Below are 19955 nucleotides of genomic sequence, written 5' to 3' on the forward strand. Positions count from 1 at the left end.
GACAGAGAACGACACGGGGAGTGCCGTAAGTGGCCACAGCGGAGCCGACGCGAGCCGACGACGCCGATCCTGATTCCGGCACCGGTGGCGGCACCCGCACCGGGGCGCGAATACAGCTGCCCGCCCAGCGCCGCACCCAGCCCGCGGCGCCCGAACGGGCCTCCGCATGGCACCGGTTCCTGCGCCACCCCGTGACCGTCACGACGGTCGTCGCGGCCGTCCTGCACGTCGTGTGGTTCTTCACCTTCGCCAACAGCGGCGGAGACCTCGCCGCGCAGGACGCCTGGGCCGAGTTCGTCGGCCGGCACCCCGACTCCGCGTACAACCTCGCCTGGTACGGCGGGATGCACCCGGTGTCGTACAGCGTCGTCTCGCCGTATCTGATGTCGGTGCTCGGCGTCCGGACCACGATGATGATCGCCGGCACGGTATCCGCCGCGCTGCTCACGATGATCCTGATCCGCAGCCGTGCGGTGAAGCAGCCGCTGTGGCCCGCGTTCGCGGGTGTCTTCGCGCTGTTCTGCAACGCGGTGTCGGGCCGCGTGACGTACGGCCTCGGCCAGATGTTCGCGCTGATGGCCGTCGCCGCCGTCTTCTGCTGGCCCTACCGCTGGCGCTACAAGCGGTGGGCGAAGGCCCTGGTCGCCGCGCCGTTCGCCGCGCTCGCGACCATGGGGAGCCCGGTGGCCGGACTCTTCGTGGGCCTGGTCGCCGTCGCGCTGTTCCTCAGCAAGCGCTACCCCGGGGCGTACGCCCTCGGGCTCGCGCCCGCCGCCGTCGTGGGCATCTCCGCGTGGCTCTTCCCGTTCTCCGGCACGCAGCCGATGTCGTTCGGGTCGGCCTCGCTGCCGCTGATCTGCTCCGGCCTGGTCTTCTTCCTCGTACCGAAGCACTGGAAGACCGTGCGGATCACCACCGCCGTGTACGCGGCCTTCGTGCTCGGCGTCTGGCTGATCAGCTCGCAGATCGGCTCCAACATCACCCGCCTCGCGATGTCCTTCGGGGGCGTCGCGCTGCTGGCCGCGCTGCCGTTCACGGTGAAGAAGTCCCGCAAGTGGTACACGATCGTCCTGGCGCTCGTCGCCTTCACCGGCTGGGTCGGGTTCAAGGCGGTCGACGACATAGTGCACACCACGCCCCAGGCCTCCTGGACGCGTGAGCTCGCGCCGCTGGTGAACGAGCTGCAGGAGGTCGGCGCCGAGAAGGGCCGCGTCGAGGTCGTGCCCGCGCGCAGCCACCGAGAGGCGTCCGCGCTCGCGCCGTACGTGAACCTCGCCCGCGGCTGGAACCGGCAGGCGGACATGGAGCGCAACCCCCTCTTCTACGACGACACCCTCAACTCCGCGAACTACCACGAGTGGCTCCAGCGCTGGTCCGTGCACTACGTCGTGCTGCCCAAGGGCGAGCCTGACGGGGACGGCGGCAAGCGCGAGTCCCAGCTGGTCGAGAAGGGCCTGCCGTATCTGAAGCAGGTGTGGGTCGACTCGAACTGGCAGCTGTACGAGGTCACCGACCCGACCCCGCTCGCCGAGCCGCCCGCGGTCGTCGACCGGGCCGAGGCGGGCGGCATGACGATCGAGGTGAAGAAGGCGGGCCGCGTCCTGATCCGCGTCCCGTACTCGCCGTGGCTCAGCATCGTGGACGCCGACGGCAAGGGCGTCGAGCGCCCGAAGGAGACCGAGGAGTCCAAGCGCCGGCGCGAGACGGACGAGGACGCCCCCAAGGAGTTCGACAACGTCAACGGCTGCCTCATGGAGGCGAAGGAAGACGCCGAGGGCGACAAGTGGACCGAACTCCTGGCCCCCGGCCCCGGCACCTACCGCCTCGGCGCCCCCTACCAACTCCCACGCGGCACGGCCTGCCCGGAGGAACTGCGCGAAAGCGCGCGCTAGCCGGGCGCCAACCGAAGCGGCCAGAACGGCGGGCCCCCGGGCCCAGCCCCACCGAGGCAGGACCACCCGGCACCGGGGCCCCGGGCTCCCGGCGCTCGGGCCTTCGGGCCCCCGGGACGGCGAGTCACTCGGGGTTGCTGGGGCGCTGGCTCCCCGGGTTATGGGGACGGTGGGCACCCGGGCTGCCCTACCACTGGGGTGTTCAGACCCCCGGACACCCGCGCCCCGAGGCTTCCGGGCTCCGGAGCATCCGTCACCTGCGAAACCCGGCCGCCCGGCTGCCGGGGCGGTGAGTCGTCCGGCCTCCCGGCTTCCCGGCCGCTGGCTCGCCGGGGGGCCGGGGGGAGGGTGCCCGGGCTACTGGAGCACGGAGGGGGTGAGAAACCCGCGCCCCGAGTCTCGGGGCGTCGAGGTGCTTACTCGCTCACCGGGAACGCCACGTCGCACACCTGGTCGTCCGGGCCTGCCGTGTCCCATTCCACGAAGTAGATCTCGCGGCACGGGCCCGTGACCTTCAGGCCCTCGCGGGCCACCCACGCCTCCACCGCCTCGAACGCGCCGAGGATCTGCGGGTAGGAGACCTGGGCCTTGGTGATGCGGGTGTAGGCGATCCGGTGGGCGGGCTCCACACGGGAGCTCGTGCCCCGCCGGTCGCCCGTCCTGCGCGCCCACGCCCTCGCGGCTTCCGCGTCCCTGACCGGCACGCACGCCTCCGCGGGGCCGTCGCTGTCCTGGGTGACCTCGGCGTGGTAGACGACGAACGGCGAGTCCGCCATGCCGCCGCACTCGCTCTCGGCCGCCTCCTCCAGGCGTCGCGTGGACGCGTCGATCCAGACCGGCAGCTCCTCGGCGAGCAGGTGCCTGCTCTCGCAGATGACGTACTGCTCCGGCACGTCGACGGTCTTGACCTCGAACTCTTTCCCGTACATCTCGGAACCTCTTCCAGACAGTCGTCCACGGAGGTACCCCACGAGCGTGCGCTGCTCCGCGTGCCGCTCCTCGACGCCCGCCCAGTAGGCGGTGACCGCCCGCCCCGCCTGCTCGCCGTCGAGCCGTACCGTCACGGCGATGTCCGCGAGCGGCATGCCCAGGCGGCGCAGCAGGACGACCATGCGGGCGCTCTCCACCTGCGTCGCGCGGTAGTGGCGGTAGCCGGTGGACTCGTCGACGTACGCGGGGGTCAGCAGGCCCAGGCGGTCGTACAGGCGCAGTGCCTTGGGCGAGAGCCGTGCGCGGGCGGCGAAGTCGCCGATGGTGAGCAGCGGTTCGTCGCCCGCCGGTGCGTCTTCCGGCTCATATCCCGGCCCTCCTTCCGGTCCGTCTGCCTGTGCGGATTCCTGCGCGTGCGCGTCCATGAGGGCATCCTCCGTCACCGGGCCCCTCGGCCCGGCACGCGTGACGATGGGCTCTGCCCCAGGGGGAAGGTCAACCGGTGCCGGACGGTCGGGGCGGCACGGGAGGCGCGCCCCGGGGGCCGTAGTACGCCTGCGCCTCCAGCCACCGGCGGTGCCTGCCGCGCCGTACCCCCACGATGATCGCGATCCCCGCGCCCGCGAGCAGGCCGAGGAGCGGCACGACGACGGTCACGACGATGCCGCCGACGAAGGACGCGAGGTCGGCGTCGTCACCGGGCGCGAAGGTGAGGATGCCGCGCGGGTCGTCGCACGTCACGCGGTAGTCCGCTGCCGTGTCCGACTTCAGCACGAACACCCGCTGCCACTCGACGCTGCCCTTGGTCACGGTGAAACTGCCGTCGGGCGTGGTGACGCGCGGCGCGGAGCCGGAGGGGCCGGAGACGACCTCGCAGTGCGCACGTGCGGCGAAGGGGCTGCGTACGTAGATGGCGGCGTCGTCCTCGGGACCGATGCGCACCGTGACGGACCGCCCGCTCACGAACGCCTTGCCGTCGTCGACGGAATCCACCGTGGAGGTCAGCGTCATGACGAAGCTCGCGATGCCGATGCCCACACAGATCGCCGCGATCACCCCCGCGACGACGAACCACCGCCGCCGGGGCCGCAGTTGCCGCGCGTCGATGCGTGGCGGCGGCCCGGGCGGTGGCCCATAGGGATACATATCGGAACGATGACAGCCCGCCGACGGTTGGGGAAGGGCCCCGAGGATGAGGTGCGGGGCCCTCAAGGATGAGTTGCGGAGAGCCAGAGGATCATCACTGACTCTGGGGGACCCTTCACCCCTCACCCTTCACGTAGTCCTGCCAGATGCGGACGGGAAAGACGTTGCCGTGCTGCGAACGCGCCCCGCCCACACCGGACATGGGCATCAGCTGCGCCTTGCCCGGACTGGTCCGGAACATCGTCACGGCGGTCGACAGCTCCCCGGTGGTGGCGGTGAACCACGCCGAGCGGAGGCGGTCCTGGTCGCCGGTGCGCCCGGCGGTGACCGGCCTGCGCAGGGCCGATGCGCCGACACCGCGCATGGCACCGGCGGCCTCGTCGGCCACATCCGGGTCCAACGCCCGCCGCGCGCCCGGCCTTTCGAACCCGCTGACCGGCTCGTCGTCCTTCACGACCTTGGTCACCGAGTAGGGATCGTGCCGCAGGCCGCGGTTGACGAAGGTGCTGTAGGCGCCGGCCATGCGGATCGCGCTGGGGGTCGACGTACCGACCGGAAAGGACCGATCCAGGCGCGCCATGCTGCCCTCCAGCAGCCCGGAGGCCACGGCGGTGCGCCGCACCCGCTCCAGGCCGACGTCCTTGCCGAGGCGTACGTAGGTGGCGTTGCCGCCCTTCGCGAGGGCCCGGCGCAGGGTGGGATGGGCGGAGTCCGACCCGTCTGCCAAGGTCGAGCCGTCCGCGGAGCCCGAGCCGTGCGCGGAGCCCGAGCCGTCCGGGGAGATCCCGCCGACGGCGTCGGGGGCGGCCGACTCGCGCAGGAGGCCGTCATCGCCGTAGAAGCTCCCGGCCGAAGCGGGCTGCCACCGCGTGTCCCGACCGGCCGACGTACGCAGTCCGTGTTCGAGGGCGGAGGCGAGCACGAAGGGCTTGAAGGCGGACCCGACGGGGACGCCGGAGGTGTCGGCGTTGTTGGTGAAATGCTTGGTGGCGTCGGCCCCTCCGTACAGGGCGACGATGGCGCCGTCGGACGGACGCACGGAGGCGGCGCCCACCTGCACGCCCTTGTCGGCGGGGCGCTTCTTCGGATCGATGTCGCGGTCGAGCACGCGCTCGACCGCGCCCTTCAGGCGCCGCACCTTCTCCTTGTCGAAGGTGGTGTGGATCTTGTAGCCGCCGCGGGCGAGGTCCTTGTCGGTGAGGGCGGTGTGCTGCTTGACGTACTTGTTCGCGACGTCGACGAGATAGCCGGTCTGCCCGCTGAGGCTGGTGGTCCGGGACTCTTTGTGGGGCTCGGGGTAGGTGGCGAACCTGGCGCGCACCTCCGCCTTCATGAGTCCGGCCCTGACCTGCCGGTCGAGAATCCACTTCCAACGGGCCTCGGAGCGACGGTGGTTGGCGCGGCTGGCGGACGGGTCGTACTGCTCCGCGCCCTTCAACAGGGCGGCGAGGGCGGCGCCTTGGCTGGGGTTCAACTGCCGGGCGGGGATGCCGTAGTAGGCATGGGCGGCGGCCTCGATCCCGTAGGCACCGCGCCCGAACCAACTGGTGTTGAGGTACCCCTGAAGGATCTCGCGCTTGCTCTTCTTCCGGTCCACCTTCAGCGCGATGACGAACTCCTTGACCTTCCGGGTCACGGTCTGGTCCTGGGAGAGGTAGGTGTTCTTCACGTACTGCTGGGTGATGGTGGAGCCGCCCTGGGTCTCCTGGCCGCGGACCATGTTGACGGCGGCGCGGGCGAGGCCCGTGGGCGAGACGCCCGAGTCGCTGTAGAAGGTGTCGTTCTCGGCGGCGATGACGGCGTTCTCGACGGCGTCGGGAATCTCCGAGAGCCGTACGTTCTGCCGGTTCACGTCACCGGTGCTCACCATCTGGGTGCCGTCGGCCCAGTAGTAGACGTTGGCTTCGCGCCGGGCGGCGGCGTTCTCGTCGGGGATGTCGACGGAGGCGTACACGAGGGCGAAGAGGCAGGCGAGGGAGGCGATGGTGAGGGTGACGGCCGCGCCCCACTGCCGCCAGGAGGGAAGCCACCGCCGGAGCCCGAGTCTGCCGTGCCGGGGATAGTCGACGAGACGGCGGCGTGGCTTGCGGGCGCGTGCGCGGGGGCGGACGCGGGGGCGTTTGGGCTTGCGCGCGGGCTTTCCCTGAGTGTGTGTCCCCATGGTGGAGGAGAGGGGGGAGGTGGGGGTGGGGGTTGGCCGGGGGCGTATTAGGGGGATGTAACAGCGTCCCAGTGAGGGAAGTGGTGGCGGGGCCCGGCCGCAGCGGCTCCCCTTGGCCACGGCCGGCCCGCCTCAACCATGGGAGCCGACGCTGCGGGAGTGTGCCGGCATCCATGGGAGCCCCAGGGCCGGTGGCATGGCCGGGCCAGGACCTGCACGGACCGCTGCCACCGGGGTTGTCTCACGTGTTCCCAGGCCGGAAGGCTCGACACAGGTTGAATTCGCGAAAGCGCCGGGAACCCGCGTTCGCCCTCGGAGCGGGGCTGCCCTTTCGGCCGGTCACTTCCTGCACAGCGCGGTGTCGAGGAGCTTGTCGACGTTGGCGAAGCCCTTGGCGGTGGGCGGCAGGTCGGCGGTGACGGCGATCGTGGCGGCGCGGCCGTCATCGGTGACGCCGGGGGACGTGTGGTAGCCGGGAGTGTCGCCGCCGTGGCCCCATACGAGGCCGCCGCAGCTCAGCGGGGTGCTGGTCAGCCCCAGTCCGAACCGGACGCCGGGGCCGTAGCCCGCGTCCGCGGGGACCTTGACGGTGGAGCGCATCTGGGCGAGTTGCGCGGGCTTCAGCAGCTCGCCGCCGATCAGCGCCGAGAAGAAGCGGTTCAGGTCACTGGGCGTGGAGATGAGCTGCCCGGCCGCCCAGCCCCAGGAGGGGTCGAGTTCGGTGATCTCGTCGAGCGGGGCGCCGGGCTTCGGCGCGTGGTAACCGCGGGGGTGCGCTTCGCGTATGCCCTCCTCGCCGACGCCCGGGAAGTAGGTGTGGCGCAGCCCGATGCGGTCGATGATCCGCTCGGTGATCTGCTCGGCGAGGGGCCGGCCGGTGACCTTCTCGATGAGCAGCCCGGCGACGATGTAGTTGGTGTTGCTGTACGCCACGCTGGCTCCGGGGGCGAAGTTCGCCTTGTGCTCCAGCGCGATGTCGATCAGCTCGCGGGGCTGGCGGTAGGTGTGGCGGTCCTTGTCGAAGACGTCCTCCAGGATGAAGTCGGTGTAGTTGGGCAGCCCGCTGGTGTGCTGGAGGAGCTGGCGGACGGTGATGTCTCGACCGTCGATGCCGTCGCCGCGCAGCAGCCCCGGCAGATACTTCTCGACGCGCGCACCGAGCTTGACCTTCCCCTCGCCGACCAGCTGAAGGACGACGGTGGCGGTGAAGGACTTGGTGTTGCTGCCGGCCCGCACCTGCCCGTCGACGGGCACCTTCGCCTTGGTGCTCAAGTCGGCGACACCGGCGGTGTAGTCGCGACTGCGCCCGTCACGGCCGACGGTGGCGGCCAGAGCGGCGGGAAACCCGTCGTCGCTCACGAGCCGCTCCATGCCCGTGCGTACGACATCACGCGGACCGTGCGACTGCTGCGGCCCGGCGGAGGCGGGCAAGGCACCGCCCACGGCCAGAGCGGCGGCGACCACGGCCACGAGCGCGATGCCGCGCCGCCGCCCGGACGACGGACGGCGGACGGGCTGGGACGACTGAGAACGATCAGACATGGATGAACTCCCCTGTGGAACGGTCCGGTTGCACCGATCTGCGACCGGGCACGCCCAGCCTGCGCCCTCAAGATCCCCAAAACCATCCGGCCACCGGGCCCACCCACCTGGGGTTATCCCCAGCTCCTCCCACACTCGCTGCGAAGTGGGCTGTTGGGCCCGCTTCGTTGAATCATCGGGCTGTGCTCAATCCGCGACGGGCTTCCACTGGTCGGCCTCTCGTGCCGCCGCGCGGGCGCCGAGGAATCCGACGGTGAGTGAGACCACGGCGCACGTCGTGATACCTGCTGCCAGGACGGTCCAAGACACGGACCCCTCCTGTACCAGGGAGATGAAGAACACGGAGTGCCATGCGGTCACTGCCCCGGTCAGGACCGTGGCGATGAGCAAGGGGACGGTCAGGTGCCATGAGCTCACGGACCGGAAGACCCGGCGGTGGCCCGTCAGGACGGAGAGCGGGGCGAGGGCGTGGCGGATGCGTACGAATTCGGCTGCCGCGCTGACCGCACCGGCCACCAGGATGAAGAGGATGCCGGTGACCCCGAACAGCTGGATCCAGTTCGCCAGATGGGCGCGCGAGGATCCCAGCCAGTTTCCCCCCAGCGTCTCGACCTGAACCGAAGGATTGGGAAGTGTGTACGCGGCCTTCTTCACCGCGGCGAGGTGACCCGGTTCGGGTGTCACGACGACGAGGGACTGTGTGCCGTCCGGCTTCACGGCGACTTGGTCGGTCTGGGCGAACTTGACGTCGCCGTACCAGCGGCGCATCTCTTGCACTTGAGGGCTGGTGCCGGCCGGTGTCTTCGTGTCCCCGGGACAGGCGACGTGCAGGGTGCGCAAGTCTCGGCAGGAGCCTGCGATCGTCACCCACGGATCCTTCGGTGGGCCTGGATCGTGGAAGGCGCGGACGAGTAGGAGTGACCCGGCGGGAAGGGAGGAGCGGAACTGGTCCGTCTGCGCCTTGGTCATGCCGCCGGTGGTCAGCTGAATGACCGTGTCCTTGATCCGGTGGTGCGTGTCGGCGGCTACCTGCGAGCGCACTCCGAGCCTGCTGGTCCACACCTGCATCTGCGCGACGATCCCGATGCCGATCACCATGGCCAGAGCCAGGCGCACGATGACGCCGGGATGCGTGTGCGTCCACCGTCCGCCGATCAGGCGGCCGGCGTGCCCCTTGCGCCTGCCGTTCTCGGCGAGCCAGGAGCCCAGGTGGCGGGTGACGAGAGCCACGACGGAGGACAGAAACGCCCACATCACGACGGTTCCACAGGTGAACACGGCCAGTTGCGCTTTTTGGGGCGCGTACTGGCTTGTCAGGACCAGCGCGATACCGACGCCACAGAGGGCCAGGCGCCATGCGGGAACACGCGAGGTGAAGGAGGACGGGCGGGTGGACCTGCCGTCCCGGTGAACGCGGTGCGTGGCCACCACGATGCTCAGCACGGCCAGCAGCGATACGAATGCCGCCCCGACGGCGGTGGGCCATGCGGCCAGTACGTCGCGGTGGTCGAGGATGTATCCGGTGGGCCCGAGACGGATGTCCCACAAGGCGGCGACGGCGTACGGGACGAGTGCAGCGAGGGTGCCCAACGCCGCGGGGAGCGCGGCCTCACCGACGTTGACGATCATCCGGTGCCGCCACGTCCCGCCGAGGGCCTGCAACAGACTGCTGCGCCGGTCACGAGAGCGGGAGCCTACCCGCGCGGCAACGACCGTCAGGGCGAGGGCGGGCAGTCCGGTCAAGGACCACAGCGCCAGGAGAGGTGACGTCACCGACGGCTGATCGGGCATCTCTCCCGTCGCTCCGCCGCCGGCACCGAAGGCGGCCACAGGCATCCACCGGTCATCGTCCTTCGGCGGAGTGTCCGCCACCCGGACGTAGGCGATCCGCTCGGAAGGAGTGACAAGGCCATCGGTGGTGATGGTTCCGGCGAACGACCCGTACCGGCTGCGGACCCCCTCCGAGCCACCGGTGCGCAGAAGTTCGGGCGACAGCAGCACCTCGCCCGGCTTGGGCCAGCGAGTCACACCGGCAGGGAGGGGAGCCTTCTGTGTGAGGGGGTGGAGGAAGATGACGGACACGGGACGACTGCCGACGGAGTCGGCGCCCTCTCGATACAGCAGTTCCGCATGCTTGCTGTCGGTGATCACCGCTCCGCGAGCGTCTGCCCTGCTCTCGCGGCCGTCGAAGGTGGCGACGGTGGCCACGGTCGCCAGGGCGACGAAGGCGACGGCGAAGGCGGCACTGAACAGGCCCCACCAGCGCAGGCGGTCACCGGGAGTGGAGCGCCCTGCGGCCAGGCCGATCCTCATCAGTGTGCCTGTCGCGCGCGTGCTCGTTCGCATCAGAGGGCTCCGACCTCGGCCAGGATGCCGCCCCGAAGCTCATGGCGCCGGTCGGCCCGGTCGGCGACCGAGGGGTCGTGCGTGACCAGGAGCAGTGCGCAACCGCGGTCACGGGCTGTGGTGAAGAGCAGGCGTGCGACTCCGTCTTTGGCCTCGGGGTCGAGGGCCCCGGTGGGCTCGTCGGCGAGGAGGACGGCAGGCTCGGTGATCAGGGCACGGGCCACGGCCGTCCGTTGGCGCTCTCCTCCGGAGAGCATGCCAGTGGGGGTGGTACTGGTGGGGACGCCGAGTTCGTCCAGGAGTTCCTCCGCGCGCCGGTAAATGTCCTGGTGGCGGCCTCCGTCGAGCAGTATCGGCAGGGCGACGTTCTCCACCGGGGTGAGTTCAGGGAGGAGTTCGCCGAACTGGAACACCATGCCCAGGGTCTCCCGCCGTGCCTGCGCGAGCTGCGCGGACCGGAGTCCGGTGATCTCCCTGCCCCCGGCGGTGATGGAGCCCGCCTGCGGTTTGATCAGTCCCAGGACGCACATCAGCAGCGTCGACTTGCCGGATCCGCTGGGGCCGGTCACCGCGACCGATTCACCCGGGGAGACGGACAGTTCCACGCTGTCGAGGAGAGTCCGCCCCTCGACTTGGTAGCACAGGCCGCTCACGTGGAGCCCGGACGAATCATTTCGCTTCACAGAATCTGGCCTTTTGTGTCAGGAAAAGGGGACGCCGCACCAGCCCGTCCCGGGCTGGTGCGGCAGAAGTGGCAGTGGAGAACCGGTCTATCGGATGGTCCAGTTGGGCACGCAGTCGTCCGGGTTGCCGTAGTTCTCGTCGCAAGCCTTGAACTTGTAGATCTTCGATCCGTCACCGGAGGTGGTGGTCGTCCTCGGGCCGCTGTGGTTCCACAGGGTCCGCTTCGTGTCCGCGCTGGCCGTGCGGTAGTACTCGGCCTTCACCGGGTCCCCGTCACTGCTGTTGTCCTTGACGGATATCTTCCCGGTGTCACCGGCAGCCGGGGCCCAGGCGTGGGCGCCGCCGCCGTAGGAGTCAGCCGCCATGGCGGTCGCCGTAGGCACCGCGAGTGCCGCCGTGAGCAGCGCAGCAGCAACGATCTTCATTCTCGTCATGTGTCCTTCTCCTTTGACTGATCACTTGAGGACACGCCGAAGGAGCGTCGGTCACGGGGCGTGTGCCCGACGACTCCGGTGTGGTGCTGTGCTGGCGTGTCCCTGCTGGAGCCCCCCTGCAGGACACCGCAAACGTAAACACGGATGACACTCAAGTGGCAGGAGTTAACTGCAAGTTAGGTGCAGACCAAGCGGACGTGAACCTCTCAGTTGAGGCAGGGAGGCTTCGTTCGAAGCGCGTTGGGCGCCGGTGGCCTGGACGTTTCTCGGCGGCAGCAGTTAGTTGACGCTTCAACCCCCGAACGCCATGTGATCCATTTCACCGTGCTGAGGGTGACGGCTTCCGGACTCGTGTCAGTCGAGGCTGTGGGTGTTGATGACATGTTCGGCCGTGTGCGGCAGGGGCTGGTTGCGGCTGAAGGAGTGGGCGCGGAGGCGGGCCAGGGCGAAGGGGCGGCGGAGCGCCATCAGCCGCGACGAGAGCGACATCCGCGTGCGAGCCTGCTCCCCGAGGCTGACCTGGCGATTGCTGACGCCGCAGCCCGGCTGGCACCGCGCGCACGCGCCACCTCCGACGACATCGCTCCCGAGGCAGCGCCCGAGCCGTGCGAAGTGCACTATCCCAGCCCGGATTCCGTGCCGGATGGTGCTGATCCGGTGGGAGGTATTCCGGAGATCAACGCTCCGTCCGCTCCCACACCGCTCACGCAAACGGCCCCGGACGAGGAGTCCGAGGCCGAACAGAGCCTCTCCCTTGGGGATAAACCCCAGGTCAGCGGCTTAACGCGTTGTGCCCCCGGCAGGATTCGGACTGGATCTGTACAGGACGGGGATGACCGGCGGCTGCTGATCTCCGCCGTCGTCGGGGTGGCACGCCGGGGCCGAGCGGGACGTGCGCCGAGTCGCTGACACCCGAGTTAGGAGTTCGATCTTTCCTTGGTCAGGGTGGGGCTCGCCTCGTGAGTGGGTGCCGCCCATGGGTGTTGCGTGTCGCCGCAGTGCGAGGCTGTTGATGTCAGCGAGCTCGCTCACTCAATTGGATATGGATCTACCGTGCAGTTGAGCATGGGCGGGGAGGCTCACGCGATCGCCCACCAAGGCCTGGAAGATGTGGATCGGTTCAATCTCTTCGTTCAGTCCTAGATCCTTCCGGATCTGCAGGAAGATGCACGCCAGGTCGTAGACCTTGTCCGGGTCGTTCGAGTCGAAGCCGCCAGCTACCTCGATCTTGGCTACGAGGCGACTCACGTCACTGCCCCCATATAGGGACATACGCACCTTGGCGGATGTCCAAAGAGAGTTGGCTACCCTCTGTCGTTCCGTGAGTTCCTCCTGTCGCTCTGCTGTTGAGTTGAGCGGGAGTTCGGACAGGAGGTTCGCGCATGTACCGACTTCTACGATGGCCTTCCATCCATCAAGGAACGCGTCCGTGGCCAACTGGGCGACGCGCTTGCGCTCCTCCAGTTGCCGGTTGGCACGCGTTGTAATGACTGTCACGGCGACGGCAGAGACCACTGAGAGGCAGGCGCCGATGATCGCGACGTTCGTCAAGACGTCAAGGATCTGCATGAAGGAGTAATACCGTGTCCCTCTGACAGTCGCGGACCGCGTGGCGCCGCGAGTGCGCGCTGTTGGTGCGGGCGCAGTATGGGCATTGGATTACTCGTCTTCTGGATAGTCATCGTAGTCGTAGTCCCAGTATGAGTATTGGCGTGCGTGGGCCTCTCTGGCAGCAGTTGCCTTCTTAAGTCGTTGACGGACGGCCTGACGGGAAATGCCACAGGTGCGCCCGATGTCTGCTTGCGATACATCGAATCTGCATGCGTAGTAAGTTGCAGTCAAGATATTCGTTTCCAGCCCTGCAGCGAAGTCAGTCAGGGTCGAAATGAATGCCAGGTGCTCATTCCTCGTTACCGGTCCTGATGGGCTCTGCGGGGGCTGGGGGAGGCGTTCAACGGCCTTCTCCCAAGCGAGTCCGTACATGTAGAGCGTGATGGGGTCGTCCATGGGTAGCGCCATGGCGACAAGCGTAGTTGTCAGCATCGGCGGTCGAGTGGTCTTGAGTCTACTCGCGACAAGACTCTGACCTGTGGTGATGGGCCTTCTATTGACTTGTCCGGCTGGGTGTCGCAGACTCGTCGGCAGCCCCGGCATGCCCGGAGGTCATTGACGGAGACTTCGTTCTCCGTCTTTTTTATTGCCCGAACGCAGAGTTCGGGCTTTTTTGTTGCCATTTCTCCCTCGTGAGACTGGTGATGTCTGGCGCAGCTCGGCCACCGACAGGCTGGCGGAGTCGCTACTCAACCCAGGAGATCCAGGTGCAAATCCTTGGTGAACTGGCGTCGTTGGGATCTCTTCCTGGAGTGGCTTGGGTGCTGCGATGCGTAATTCGCGACATCCTCGACTACAGGAATAAGCGGGCTGACCGCGAGCTGAAGCGGCAGCTGATTCAGCGGATCCCCGACGACCAGGTGGCCTCAGTGTTCCAGGAGCTTGGCGCCGATCCGGGCGCAGCTCAGGAATAACTAGACCGGCTGTTTAAAACCAATGATCACCTGGGATGGGGTGGTGTAGCTTGTAGTGCAGTCTTAAAACTGCACTTCGAGCGAGGGCCGAGTGAACGAGCCGAGCGTGACGCTGGCTGCCCAGCACCAGGCAATACTTGAGGCTTTGGCCGGAGCCAGGGAGGTTCCAGCGGGACGCTTGCTCGGGTTGCCAGAGCTGCCCAATGATGACGTTTGGGTCGACACAGCTGGAGCCGCGGCATTGGTGCGGGTGAACCCGAAGACCATTACTGGTTGGTTGGCTCGTGGTGGGCCCAAGAGACGACCGTTTCCATCGCCGCATCGGCTGTTGTATCGCCTGTACTGGAGGCGCAGCGACATCGAGGCGTGGCTTCGGGGTGAGGTTTTGGTCGAGTCCACGCCGAATTGACGGCGAGTTCGCTTGTCCCCCGCGTCACCAGGAAGGACGTGGTGGTCCGCAAGTCCGGCGAGCGCAACCGCCGGAAGATCGTCTAGGGCAGACGTCAAGCATCACCCGACGCCGACCCGTCAACCATCAACTGAGACTCGACATTCGGCCCTAACAGCGGCTAACACAATGAGGTGGATCGGTCCAGGATGCCGTGTCCGGCACGGGAGTTGAGCGTTCGGTTCGGTGTGGGGACGTCGCCGTGGATCGTGTCGGATGAACTGTGGGACCTTGTGGAGCCGCTGCTGCCGCAACGTGAGCGCAGGTTCCGGCATCCAGGTCGCAAGCCGTTGCCGGACCGGGACGTGCTGTGCGGGATCTTGTACGTGCTGCACACCGGGATCCAGTGGGAGTACCTGCCCAAGGACCTCGGCTTCGGGTCGGGCATGACGTGCTGGCGCAGGCTGCGGGACTGGAACGAGGCCGGCGTCTGGCAACGGCTGCACGAGATCTTGCTGGCCGAACTGAACGCGGCCGCACGTCTGGACTGGTCCCGCTGCGTGGTCGACTCCTCCCACGTCAGGGCGCTAAAAGGGGGCAGCACACGGGCCCATCGCCGGTCGACCGGGGACGAGCCGGTTCCAAGCATCACTTGATCACCGACGGACACGGCACCCCGCTTCGCGGTGCTGCTGACCGGCGGCAACCGCAACGACGTCACCCAGCTCCTGCCCCTGCTCGACGCAATCCCGCCGGTCCGCGGCCGGGTCGGCCACCCCCACCGCAAGCCGGACTCCCTGTTCGCCGACCGGGGCTACGACCACGACATCTACCGAGGCCAGGTCCGCGCCCGCGGCATCGTGCCCGCGATCGCCCGCCGCGGCACCCTGCACGGCACCGGACTGGGCACCTACCGCTGGGTCGTGGAGAGGACATTTGCCTGGCTGCACGGCTTCCGACGTCTGCGGATCCGCTGGGAACGGCGAGCCGACATCCACGAAGCATTCCTCAAACTCGCCTGTTGCTTGATCACCTATCGACAACTTGGCGTGTTGTGCCGGCCGTAGACGACTGACGAGCTGCCCTCGCTTACTACAGCGGGTCCGACTCCAGGAAAGTACGCATCTCGATGGCAAGGCGGCGCATGTCTTCTCCAGGAGCATGGATGGTCGTTATTTCGAAACGCCACTCGCCGTCGGGGAGACGGTCGTGTAGCCCCCACGTCAACCGGACGTGCGATCCTGCGTGCTCGGCAGCCAGCGTCAAGTCATCCTCAAGAGAGCGCCAGGTCCTGGTGCCGTTCCATCCTCGGAACGCCTCTGCCAGTTCGGCAAGGAAGACGTTGAGTCCGTCACCGTCCCAGGTCCTCACCATGACCTCGATCCGCGCCGACTCACCGTGAGCTGTCACGAGGAAGTCGCGCATCAGGTCATCACGCTCTTCCGGGAAGGAACGTGTCAACTGGTGGAAGCGCAGGCTGATCGTTCGATACCGGTCACCTCCGACGCGGACAACCGGGTTGGTCTCCTCTTGCTCGATCACCTGTGCAGCCTACGGGCGCGACACCCCGTGCGACCAAGAGTTTGTCCCCTCCAGCCTGACGCCGGTCTTCAGAGGAAGCCAAGCGCAGCCTTGACTCGGTCATTCCGTTAGGAGCTGTAAGGGCAGGTGGACTAGTTGCCGTCCGGATCGGTGAGCTTGAATATGTGCAGGGAAAGTTCAGTCGCTCAGATCGGCGCTGATCACTGTGTCAGCCTGCTCACCGGACGACGCAAGCAGAGAGTGACCGCCCCTTCGGCTTCCCAAGCGGGGTACCTATTGGGTTGCCCGCTAGAGCGGTAGCCCCGCTGAGGGACTCTGCGCAGTTCAGGCTCGTGCTGGCCCTTCCCGCGCATCCTGCAACTCCCCTGTGTGGTGGAGCTTCCACACAGAGGCCGGGAGGGGGCCGGAGCTCGCGGCGTTGAGTTGGGTGAGGTGCGGTAGTGCTTCGTTGGTGAGGCCCAGGGCCTCGGCTAGGCGACGGACTGTTGTGTACGTGGTTCCTCGTGCGGCGGCGGCCTGTTCGAAGTTCTTGATCTGGGTTGGGAGGTCGTGCGGGATGGCATCGGTTGGCTGGTGCTCGCTTCGGCGCTGTGCCTTCGCGCGTTCGTAGTCGATCTCGGAAGTGCCGCAGACGGTGCGGCAGCGGTCCTCGGCTTCGTCGAGCGTGATTGTGGTCGCGATGGCTTGGGCTAGGCGGTTGGCGGTGAACGCCCCCGCCAGGTCGACCTGGCGGACGGTGGGGCCCTCGGCGGTGAGTGGGACCGGGAGTCCGGCGTCGCGGATCTCGCAGAGGCCTCGGGCGCCCAGCGCGGTGGCGGTGAGCAGGGCCGTTGCCTCGGAGGGGTGCCAGGCCAGGACCGGGAGGATGGCTTGGGCGTGCTCCGGGGTGAAGGTCGTGAGCAAGGGACCGAGGCGGGGGCGCAGGACGTCCGCGGGGAGCTCGCCGTCCAGGCCGGGGCCCGCCACCAAAAGGCGTACCGGCGCCTCGGCGCGGGCGCAGGCGGCCAGGGTGAGGGCGTCGGCCAGCGGGCTGCGCAGCGTGGGTTCGTCACCGTGGGCCAGGATGTCGCCGCCGACGTCCAGGAGGTCGATCGTCTCCGGGGTGAAGTGGGCGATCAGTTCGTTGAGTTGGCGGGTGATGCCTGCCGCCCCGGCGTACGGGTCGATCAGCGCGAAGGTGTGGGGGAGCTCGGCCGCGAGGCGTGGGAGTGTCGCCGCGTGGGGTGGCTTCAGGGTCGCGGTGCCGGGGGCTGCCCAGACGTGCGGGGTGAGTTGGTGCAGGCCGGTGAAGTCGGCGGGGGAGCGCGGGCCCGGGACCGGGTCGACGATCAGGCGGTCCCAGGAGTACGTCAGGATCAGCGCCGGCTCCCCGTCGTCCCCGTACAGGGCGGCGTGCAGCATCGCCGCCGCTACCGCGTCGCCGCCGCCTCCGGCCGCCACAATGAGCCGTTTCACGAGAACAGAGTAGGGGTGCGGCTCTTGGGTGCGCACCTATAGTGGCCACTGGTTTTAGCCAGTCGGTGAAGGGAATGTCGCGTGCCCGAGATCGCTGAGGCCTTGCCCAAGTACCTGCAGATCGCCCAGTTCCTCCGTGATCAGATCCTGCGCGGGGATCTGCAGCCCGGTGAAGAGGTGCCCTCCGAGCGGCAGTTGGCCGCCGACTGGAACGTCTCCCGGCCCACCAGTGCCCGCGCCCTGGAGGCGCTGCGGCATCAAGGGCTGGTCGAGAAGCGGCAGGGCTCGGGGACGTACGTACGTGATCAGCAGGTTCACCGGCGGGCCCGCGAGCGTTATGGGCGGGCGCGGCAGACCGGGCGGATCTACGGGCCGGGGGAGTACGCGGTCATCGCCTCGGCCGGGTACGCCGAGGCGCCCGAGCATGTGGCCGAAGCGCTCGAACTCGGCAAGGAGTGCCGGGCTGTTCAGCGGCGGCGGGTGACCAACTCGGCAGAGGGGCCCGTCGAGGCCTCCACGTCATGGTTCCCAGCCGAGTTGGGGCGCAGGGCGCCCCGCCTCCTTGAGCCCGAGCGGATCCGCGAAGGGACGGTCCTCTACGTCGAGGAGGCCACCGGCCGTCGCGGCAGCTACGGCGAAGATCGCGTCTGCGCCCGGCTGGCCACCGAGGAAGAGGGTGACGAGCTTGGGCTCGAACTGCCCGCTGCCGTACTGGTGGTTCACCATGTCGTCTACGACCTGCAGGACCGCCCCTTGGAGTTCGCGGAGGCCGTATATCCGCCGGGACGCTGGGCGTTCGAGCAGGGCTACCCGTTGGGGTGAGTGCCGGGTACCGCTTCCCCGGAAGTGCTTGCGGCCCGAAGTGGCCAATGCCACTATCCGGTAAGTGGCCTTAGCCACTTACCGGAAGGGGAAGCGCAATGACGCGCACCGACGACAACTCCGGCGACGACGCCCTACTCCAACCACTCGGCGGGATGGTCCTCTATCCCCTCCCGGAGTCGGTCGGACGCGCCCGCCGCTGGTTCCGGAAGTTCACCGAGCCGTACCAACTCGGCTGCTCCATCGACGACTGCGAGCTGATGGTGTCGGAGTTGGTCACCAACGCCATCCTCTACGGAGAAGCGGATGAGCCCTGGCGGGTGCGCGTCCGCTGGTACCGCTTAGGCGAAGCGCTGCGCGTGGACGTGCACAATCCCGGCTGTCCCGCCCACGTCCGCCTGCGCTCGCCCGAGGCCACGGAGGCACACGGACGCGGCCTGCTCCTTGTCGACGCGCTGGCCGATGAGTGGTGGTCCGGCCCGAGTCGGCACGGCGGGACGGCCGTGGTGTTCCTCATGCATCGCGCCTTCAAGCCTGACTAAGGAGCTGCTAAGGGCCTACTAGCTTGGGTCCCTTGTCGAAACGTTGTCCGTGGTGCGGCCTCTTGGGGTGTCAGCAGTTCTCGCACTCCCTTTGGCGCTGGAGCAGCCGTGGACATCGACCATGAGCACCCCGATCGTGAAACTGAGCAGCAGCAGCCTTGGAGCTGTCGGTCCGCTGCGCGGTGCGGCCAAGAGCGTACGTCGTCCGCGTGGACGGCAGCGAAGGCGCCCGCCTGCGCCGTAAGTTGGCGGACGCAGTCCACTCCCTCCTTGCCCGCGCCCCCGAGCGTCTCCAGCGGCAGCTGTACGAGATCACTCAGCTCACCGTCCGCCTGCAAGCCAACAGCGACGACGTCCCCCTCAGCATCAAGCTGCCCGCCGACCGGCTCCCAGAGATCAGCCGCGCGGCGGAGATCATCACCGGCACCACCGCACCCGGGCACGCACAAGGGCCCGCGACCAAGGAGGTCGCGGGCCCTTGCCCAAGCAGTGCATCCCGTACAGACCGTACGGATGCTGTCTGTGCCCCCGGCAGGATTCGAACCTGCGACACCCGCTTTAGGAGCGAGGTTGGGCGATCACAGACGTGACCTGCGAGTTCCTCGCCTTAGGCGGAGTCCTGCCGCGCGACCCATCGATACCCCGATTCCCCGTGAGTTCCCGCCCGTTCTGGCACGAGAGTGGCACGGCAAGGGAGCTGTGCTCAGCTCGACACTGCCCCGCCCGCGAAGCCAACTGCAAGGTCTCCCAGTACGTCGCAAAAGGCGCTGGCCCACTGCTTCATTCTGCTCAACTTCGATACATCAGCCATACGGTTCTCCTCGTCGTTCGTCTCCATGTCCTGGTCGTCGCTACTCAACTTCGATGCCAGAAACTTGCAGATGACGGCTACGGAGAGGGACAGTGCGAGACTCGGCAATGCCGAGCTCAACACAGCTCCGAAACGAGCCTAGCTTGACCACGCGGTTGGTGGAGCGGCTTTGGGCGGGAGCTGCCATGGGGCGAGTGATCATGCCGAACCACTTCACTCCACTCCTCGGCTCCCCGCAGCTTGCAGACAGGCAGGCGGTCGGTGGCGTGACTGTGGGCCCCGACCTGCGCCGGGGCCCTGGGTCACTGTCAGCCTTGGGTCGCCTCGTAGTCGTAGCCGTCCCGGGGGTCGTAGCCGGGATTCTCGTCCGGGCAGAGCGTGACGTCCTCGGGGTCCTCAGAGTACGGGTTGGGGACCAGGCCGTTGTCGCACTGGGGGTTGGGGCAGGTCATGGTGTGCTCCTTCGAGGTCGGTGCCGTTGTCCTGATGGGCTCCGCCCTGCACGGTTCTGGGAGGGCGTCAAGATGGAGCACTCCACGACTGAACGATCTTGGCGCCCTCCCAGGTTCGTGCTGCCCTTGGGCATCAGGACAGCGGTGCCGACCGGCAGGCACCCCCACTGAACCCACCCACGATCACGGCTGACTCCCCGCCGACCACGCTCACCCCCAGCACCCCCGACCCGGTGCCCTCAGCGGCCCCGCACCCTGGCAACGCGGTCGGCTCCGAGACTTT

Annotated in this window: 17 protein-coding genes and 1 pseudogene; 5 read left to right on the top strand and 13 right to left on the bottom strand. The window is 68.2% G+C overall.

Going from position 1 to position 19955, the window contains the following annotated elements; genetic code table 11:
- The first annotated feature begins 29 nt into the window (after nt 1-29).
- Nucleotides 30-1892 carry an MFS transporter gene (locus ACZ6ZP_RS35490; RefSeq protein WP_469409905.1) on the top strand — a complete coding sequence of 621 codons (1863 nt, stop codon included), beginning with the start codon at nt 30-32 and terminating at the stop codon, nt 1890-1892.
- A 416-nt stretch (nt 1893-2308) separates the two neighbouring features.
- On the opposite strand, the gene ACZ6ZP_RS35495 is transcribed toward ACZ6ZP_RS35490, so the two are convergent.
- The 10 genes from ACZ6ZP_RS35495 to ACZ6ZP_RS35540 all read right to left on the bottom strand — a co-directional run bounded on the left by ACZ6ZP_RS35495 (nt 2309) and on the right by ACZ6ZP_RS35540 (nt 13154).
- The gene (locus ACZ6ZP_RS35495; RefSeq protein WP_366462326.1) at nt 2309-3247 is read right to left on the bottom strand and encodes a MerR family transcriptional regulator; all 939 of its coding nucleotides are present in this window, start codon (nt 3245-3247) and stop codon (nt 2309-2311) included.
- Nucleotides 3248-3317: 70 nt separating this feature from the next.
- A complete protein-coding gene (locus ACZ6ZP_RS35500; protein ID WP_469409907.1) occupies nt 3318-3968 on the bottom strand; it encodes a hypothetical protein in 651 nt (216 codons plus the stop codon).
- Between the two features lie 115 nt (nt 3969-4083).
- Nucleotides 4084-6129, bottom strand: a complete 2046-nt coding sequence (locus ACZ6ZP_RS35505; protein WP_469409909.1) for a transglycosylase domain-containing protein — start codon at nt 6127-6129, stop codon at nt 4084-4086.
- Between the two features lie 339 nt (nt 6130-6468).
- On the bottom strand, nt 6469-7671 hold the full coding sequence (locus ACZ6ZP_RS35510) for a serine hydrolase domain-containing protein (RefSeq protein ID WP_469409912.1): 1203 nt from the start codon (nt 7669-7671) through the stop codon (nt 6469-6471).
- A gap of 186 nt (nt 7672-7857) precedes the next feature.
- Entirely contained in the window at nt 7858-10017 is a 2160-nt protein-coding gene (locus ACZ6ZP_RS35515) for a permease (protein WP_361466247.1), read from the bottom strand.
- Nucleotides 10017-10700: an ABC transporter ATP-binding protein gene (locus ACZ6ZP_RS35520; RefSeq protein WP_351162799.1), complete on the bottom strand. Its 684-nt coding sequence runs from the start codon at nt 10698-10700 to the stop codon at nt 10017-10019. Before ACZ6ZP_RS35520 ends, ACZ6ZP_RS35515 begins: the two co-directional genes overlap by 1 nt.
- 87 nt (nt 10701-10787) lie before the next feature.
- The gene (locus ACZ6ZP_RS35525) at nt 10788-11135 is read right to left on the bottom strand and encodes a hypothetical protein (RefSeq protein ID WP_469409915.1); all 348 of its coding nucleotides are present in this window, start codon (nt 11133-11135) and stop codon (nt 10788-10790) included.
- Between the two features lie 354 nt (nt 11136-11489).
- Nucleotides 11490-11624, bottom strand: coding sequence for a hypothetical protein (locus tag ACZ6ZP_RS35530; protein ID WP_469409917.1), 135 nt, complete (start codon nt 11622-11624; stop codon nt 11490-11492).
- Nucleotides 11625-12167: 543 nt separating this feature from the next.
- On the bottom strand, nt 12168-12704 hold the full coding sequence (locus ACZ6ZP_RS35535; RefSeq protein WP_469409919.1) for a hypothetical protein: 537 nt from the start codon (nt 12702-12704) through the stop codon (nt 12168-12170).
- A 90-nt stretch (nt 12705-12794) separates the two neighbouring features.
- On the bottom strand, nt 12795-13154 hold the full coding sequence (locus ACZ6ZP_RS35540; protein ID WP_469409921.1) for a sigma factor-like helix-turn-helix DNA-binding protein: 360 nt from the start codon (nt 13152-13154) through the stop codon (nt 12795-12797).
- A gap of 299 nt (nt 13155-13453) precedes the next feature.
- On the opposite strand from ACZ6ZP_RS35540, the gene ACZ6ZP_RS35545 reads away from it, so the two are divergent.
- Together ACZ6ZP_RS35545 and ACZ6ZP_RS35550 are read left to right on the top strand one after the other, a co-directional pair.
- Nucleotides 13454-13660 carry a hypothetical protein gene (locus ACZ6ZP_RS35545; RefSeq protein ID WP_469409923.1) on the top strand — a complete coding sequence of 69 codons (207 nt, stop codon included), beginning with the start codon at nt 13454-13456 and terminating at the stop codon, nt 13658-13660.
- Between the two features lie 597 nt (nt 13661-14257).
- Nucleotides 14258-15115 (top strand): annotated as a pseudogene (locus ACZ6ZP_RS35550) (IS5 family transposase).
- A 25-nt stretch (nt 15116-15140) separates the two neighbouring features.
- On the opposite strand, the gene ACZ6ZP_RS35555 reads toward ACZ6ZP_RS35550, so the two are convergent.
- A complete protein-coding gene (locus tag ACZ6ZP_RS35555) occupies nt 15141-15590 on the bottom strand; it encodes a DUF6228 family protein (RefSeq protein ID WP_469409925.1) in 450 nt (149 codons plus the stop codon).
- Nucleotides 15591-15914: 324 nt separating this feature from the next.
- Nucleotides 15915-17045, bottom strand: a complete 1131-nt coding sequence (locus ACZ6ZP_RS35560; protein ID WP_469409928.1) for a DUF1152 domain-containing protein — start codon at nt 17043-17045, stop codon at nt 15915-15917.
- 81 nt (nt 17046-17126) lie between these two features.
- Between ACZ6ZP_RS35560 and ACZ6ZP_RS35565 the strand changes: the two genes are divergently transcribed.
- Nucleotides 17127-17867: a GntR family transcriptional regulator gene (locus tag ACZ6ZP_RS35565; RefSeq protein ID WP_469409930.1), complete on the top strand. Its 741-nt coding sequence runs from the start codon at nt 17127-17129 to the stop codon at nt 17865-17867.
- 98 nt (nt 17868-17965) lie between these two features.
- A complete protein-coding gene (locus tag ACZ6ZP_RS35570; RefSeq protein WP_469409932.1) occupies nt 17966-18409 on the top strand; it encodes an ATP-binding protein in 444 nt (147 codons plus the stop codon).
- A 1119-nt stretch (nt 18410-19528) separates the two neighbouring features.
- Here the strand turns inward: ACZ6ZP_RS35570 and ACZ6ZP_RS35575 are convergent.
- Nucleotides 19529-19672 (bottom strand): hypothetical protein, encoded by a 144-nt coding sequence (locus ACZ6ZP_RS35575; protein WP_383822225.1) that lies wholly within the window; start codon nt 19670-19672, stop codon nt 19529-19531.
- Between the last annotated feature and the right edge of the window lie 283 nt (nt 19673-19955).

This window comes from Streptomyces sp. NPDC054047 (assembly GCF_055585065.1).

Bases quoted from the DNA above. Each gene is read 5' to 3' on its own strand.
- ACZ6ZP_RS35515 (WP_361466247.1), bottom strand. From the start codon at position 10,017: ATGCGAACGAGCACGCGCGCGACAGGCACACTGATGAGGATCGGCCTG.
- ACZ6ZP_RS35535 (WP_469409919.1), bottom strand. From the start codon at position 12,704: ATGCAGATCCTTGACGTCTTGACGAACGTCGCGATCATCGGCGCCTGC.
- ACZ6ZP_RS35495 (WP_366462326.1), bottom strand. From the start codon at position 3,247: ATGGACGCGCACGCGCAGGAATCCGCACAGGCAGACGGACCGGAAGGA.
- ACZ6ZP_RS35540 (WP_469409921.1), bottom strand. From the start codon at position 13,154: ATGGCGCTACCCATGGACGACCCCATCACGCTCTACATGTACGGACTC.
- ACZ6ZP_RS35570 (WP_469409932.1), top strand. From the start codon at position 17,966: ATGACGCGCACCGACGACAACTCCGGCGACGACGCCCTACTCCAACCA.
- ACZ6ZP_RS35510 (WP_469409912.1), bottom strand. From the start codon at position 7,671: ATGTCTGATCGTTCTCAGTCGTCCCAGCCCGTCCGCCGTCCGTCGTCC.
- ACZ6ZP_RS35525 (WP_469409915.1), bottom strand. From the start codon at position 11,135: ATGACGAGAATGAAGATCGTTGCTGCTGCGCTGCTCACGGCGGCACTC.
- ACZ6ZP_RS35500 (WP_469409907.1), bottom strand. From the start codon at position 3,968: ATGTATCCCTATGGGCCACCGCCCGGGCCGCCGCCACGCATCGACGCG.
- ACZ6ZP_RS35575 (WP_383822225.1), bottom strand. From the start codon at position 19,672: ATGACCTGCCCCAACCCCCAGTGCGACAACGGCCTGGTCCCCAACCCG.
- ACZ6ZP_RS35505 (WP_469409909.1), bottom strand. From the start codon at position 6,129: ATGGGGACACACACTCAGGGAAAGCCCGCGCGCAAGCCCAAACGCCCC.
- ACZ6ZP_RS35530 (WP_469409917.1), bottom strand. From the start codon at position 11,624: ATGTCGCTCTCGTCGCGGCTGATGGCGCTCCGCCGCCCCTTCGCCCTG.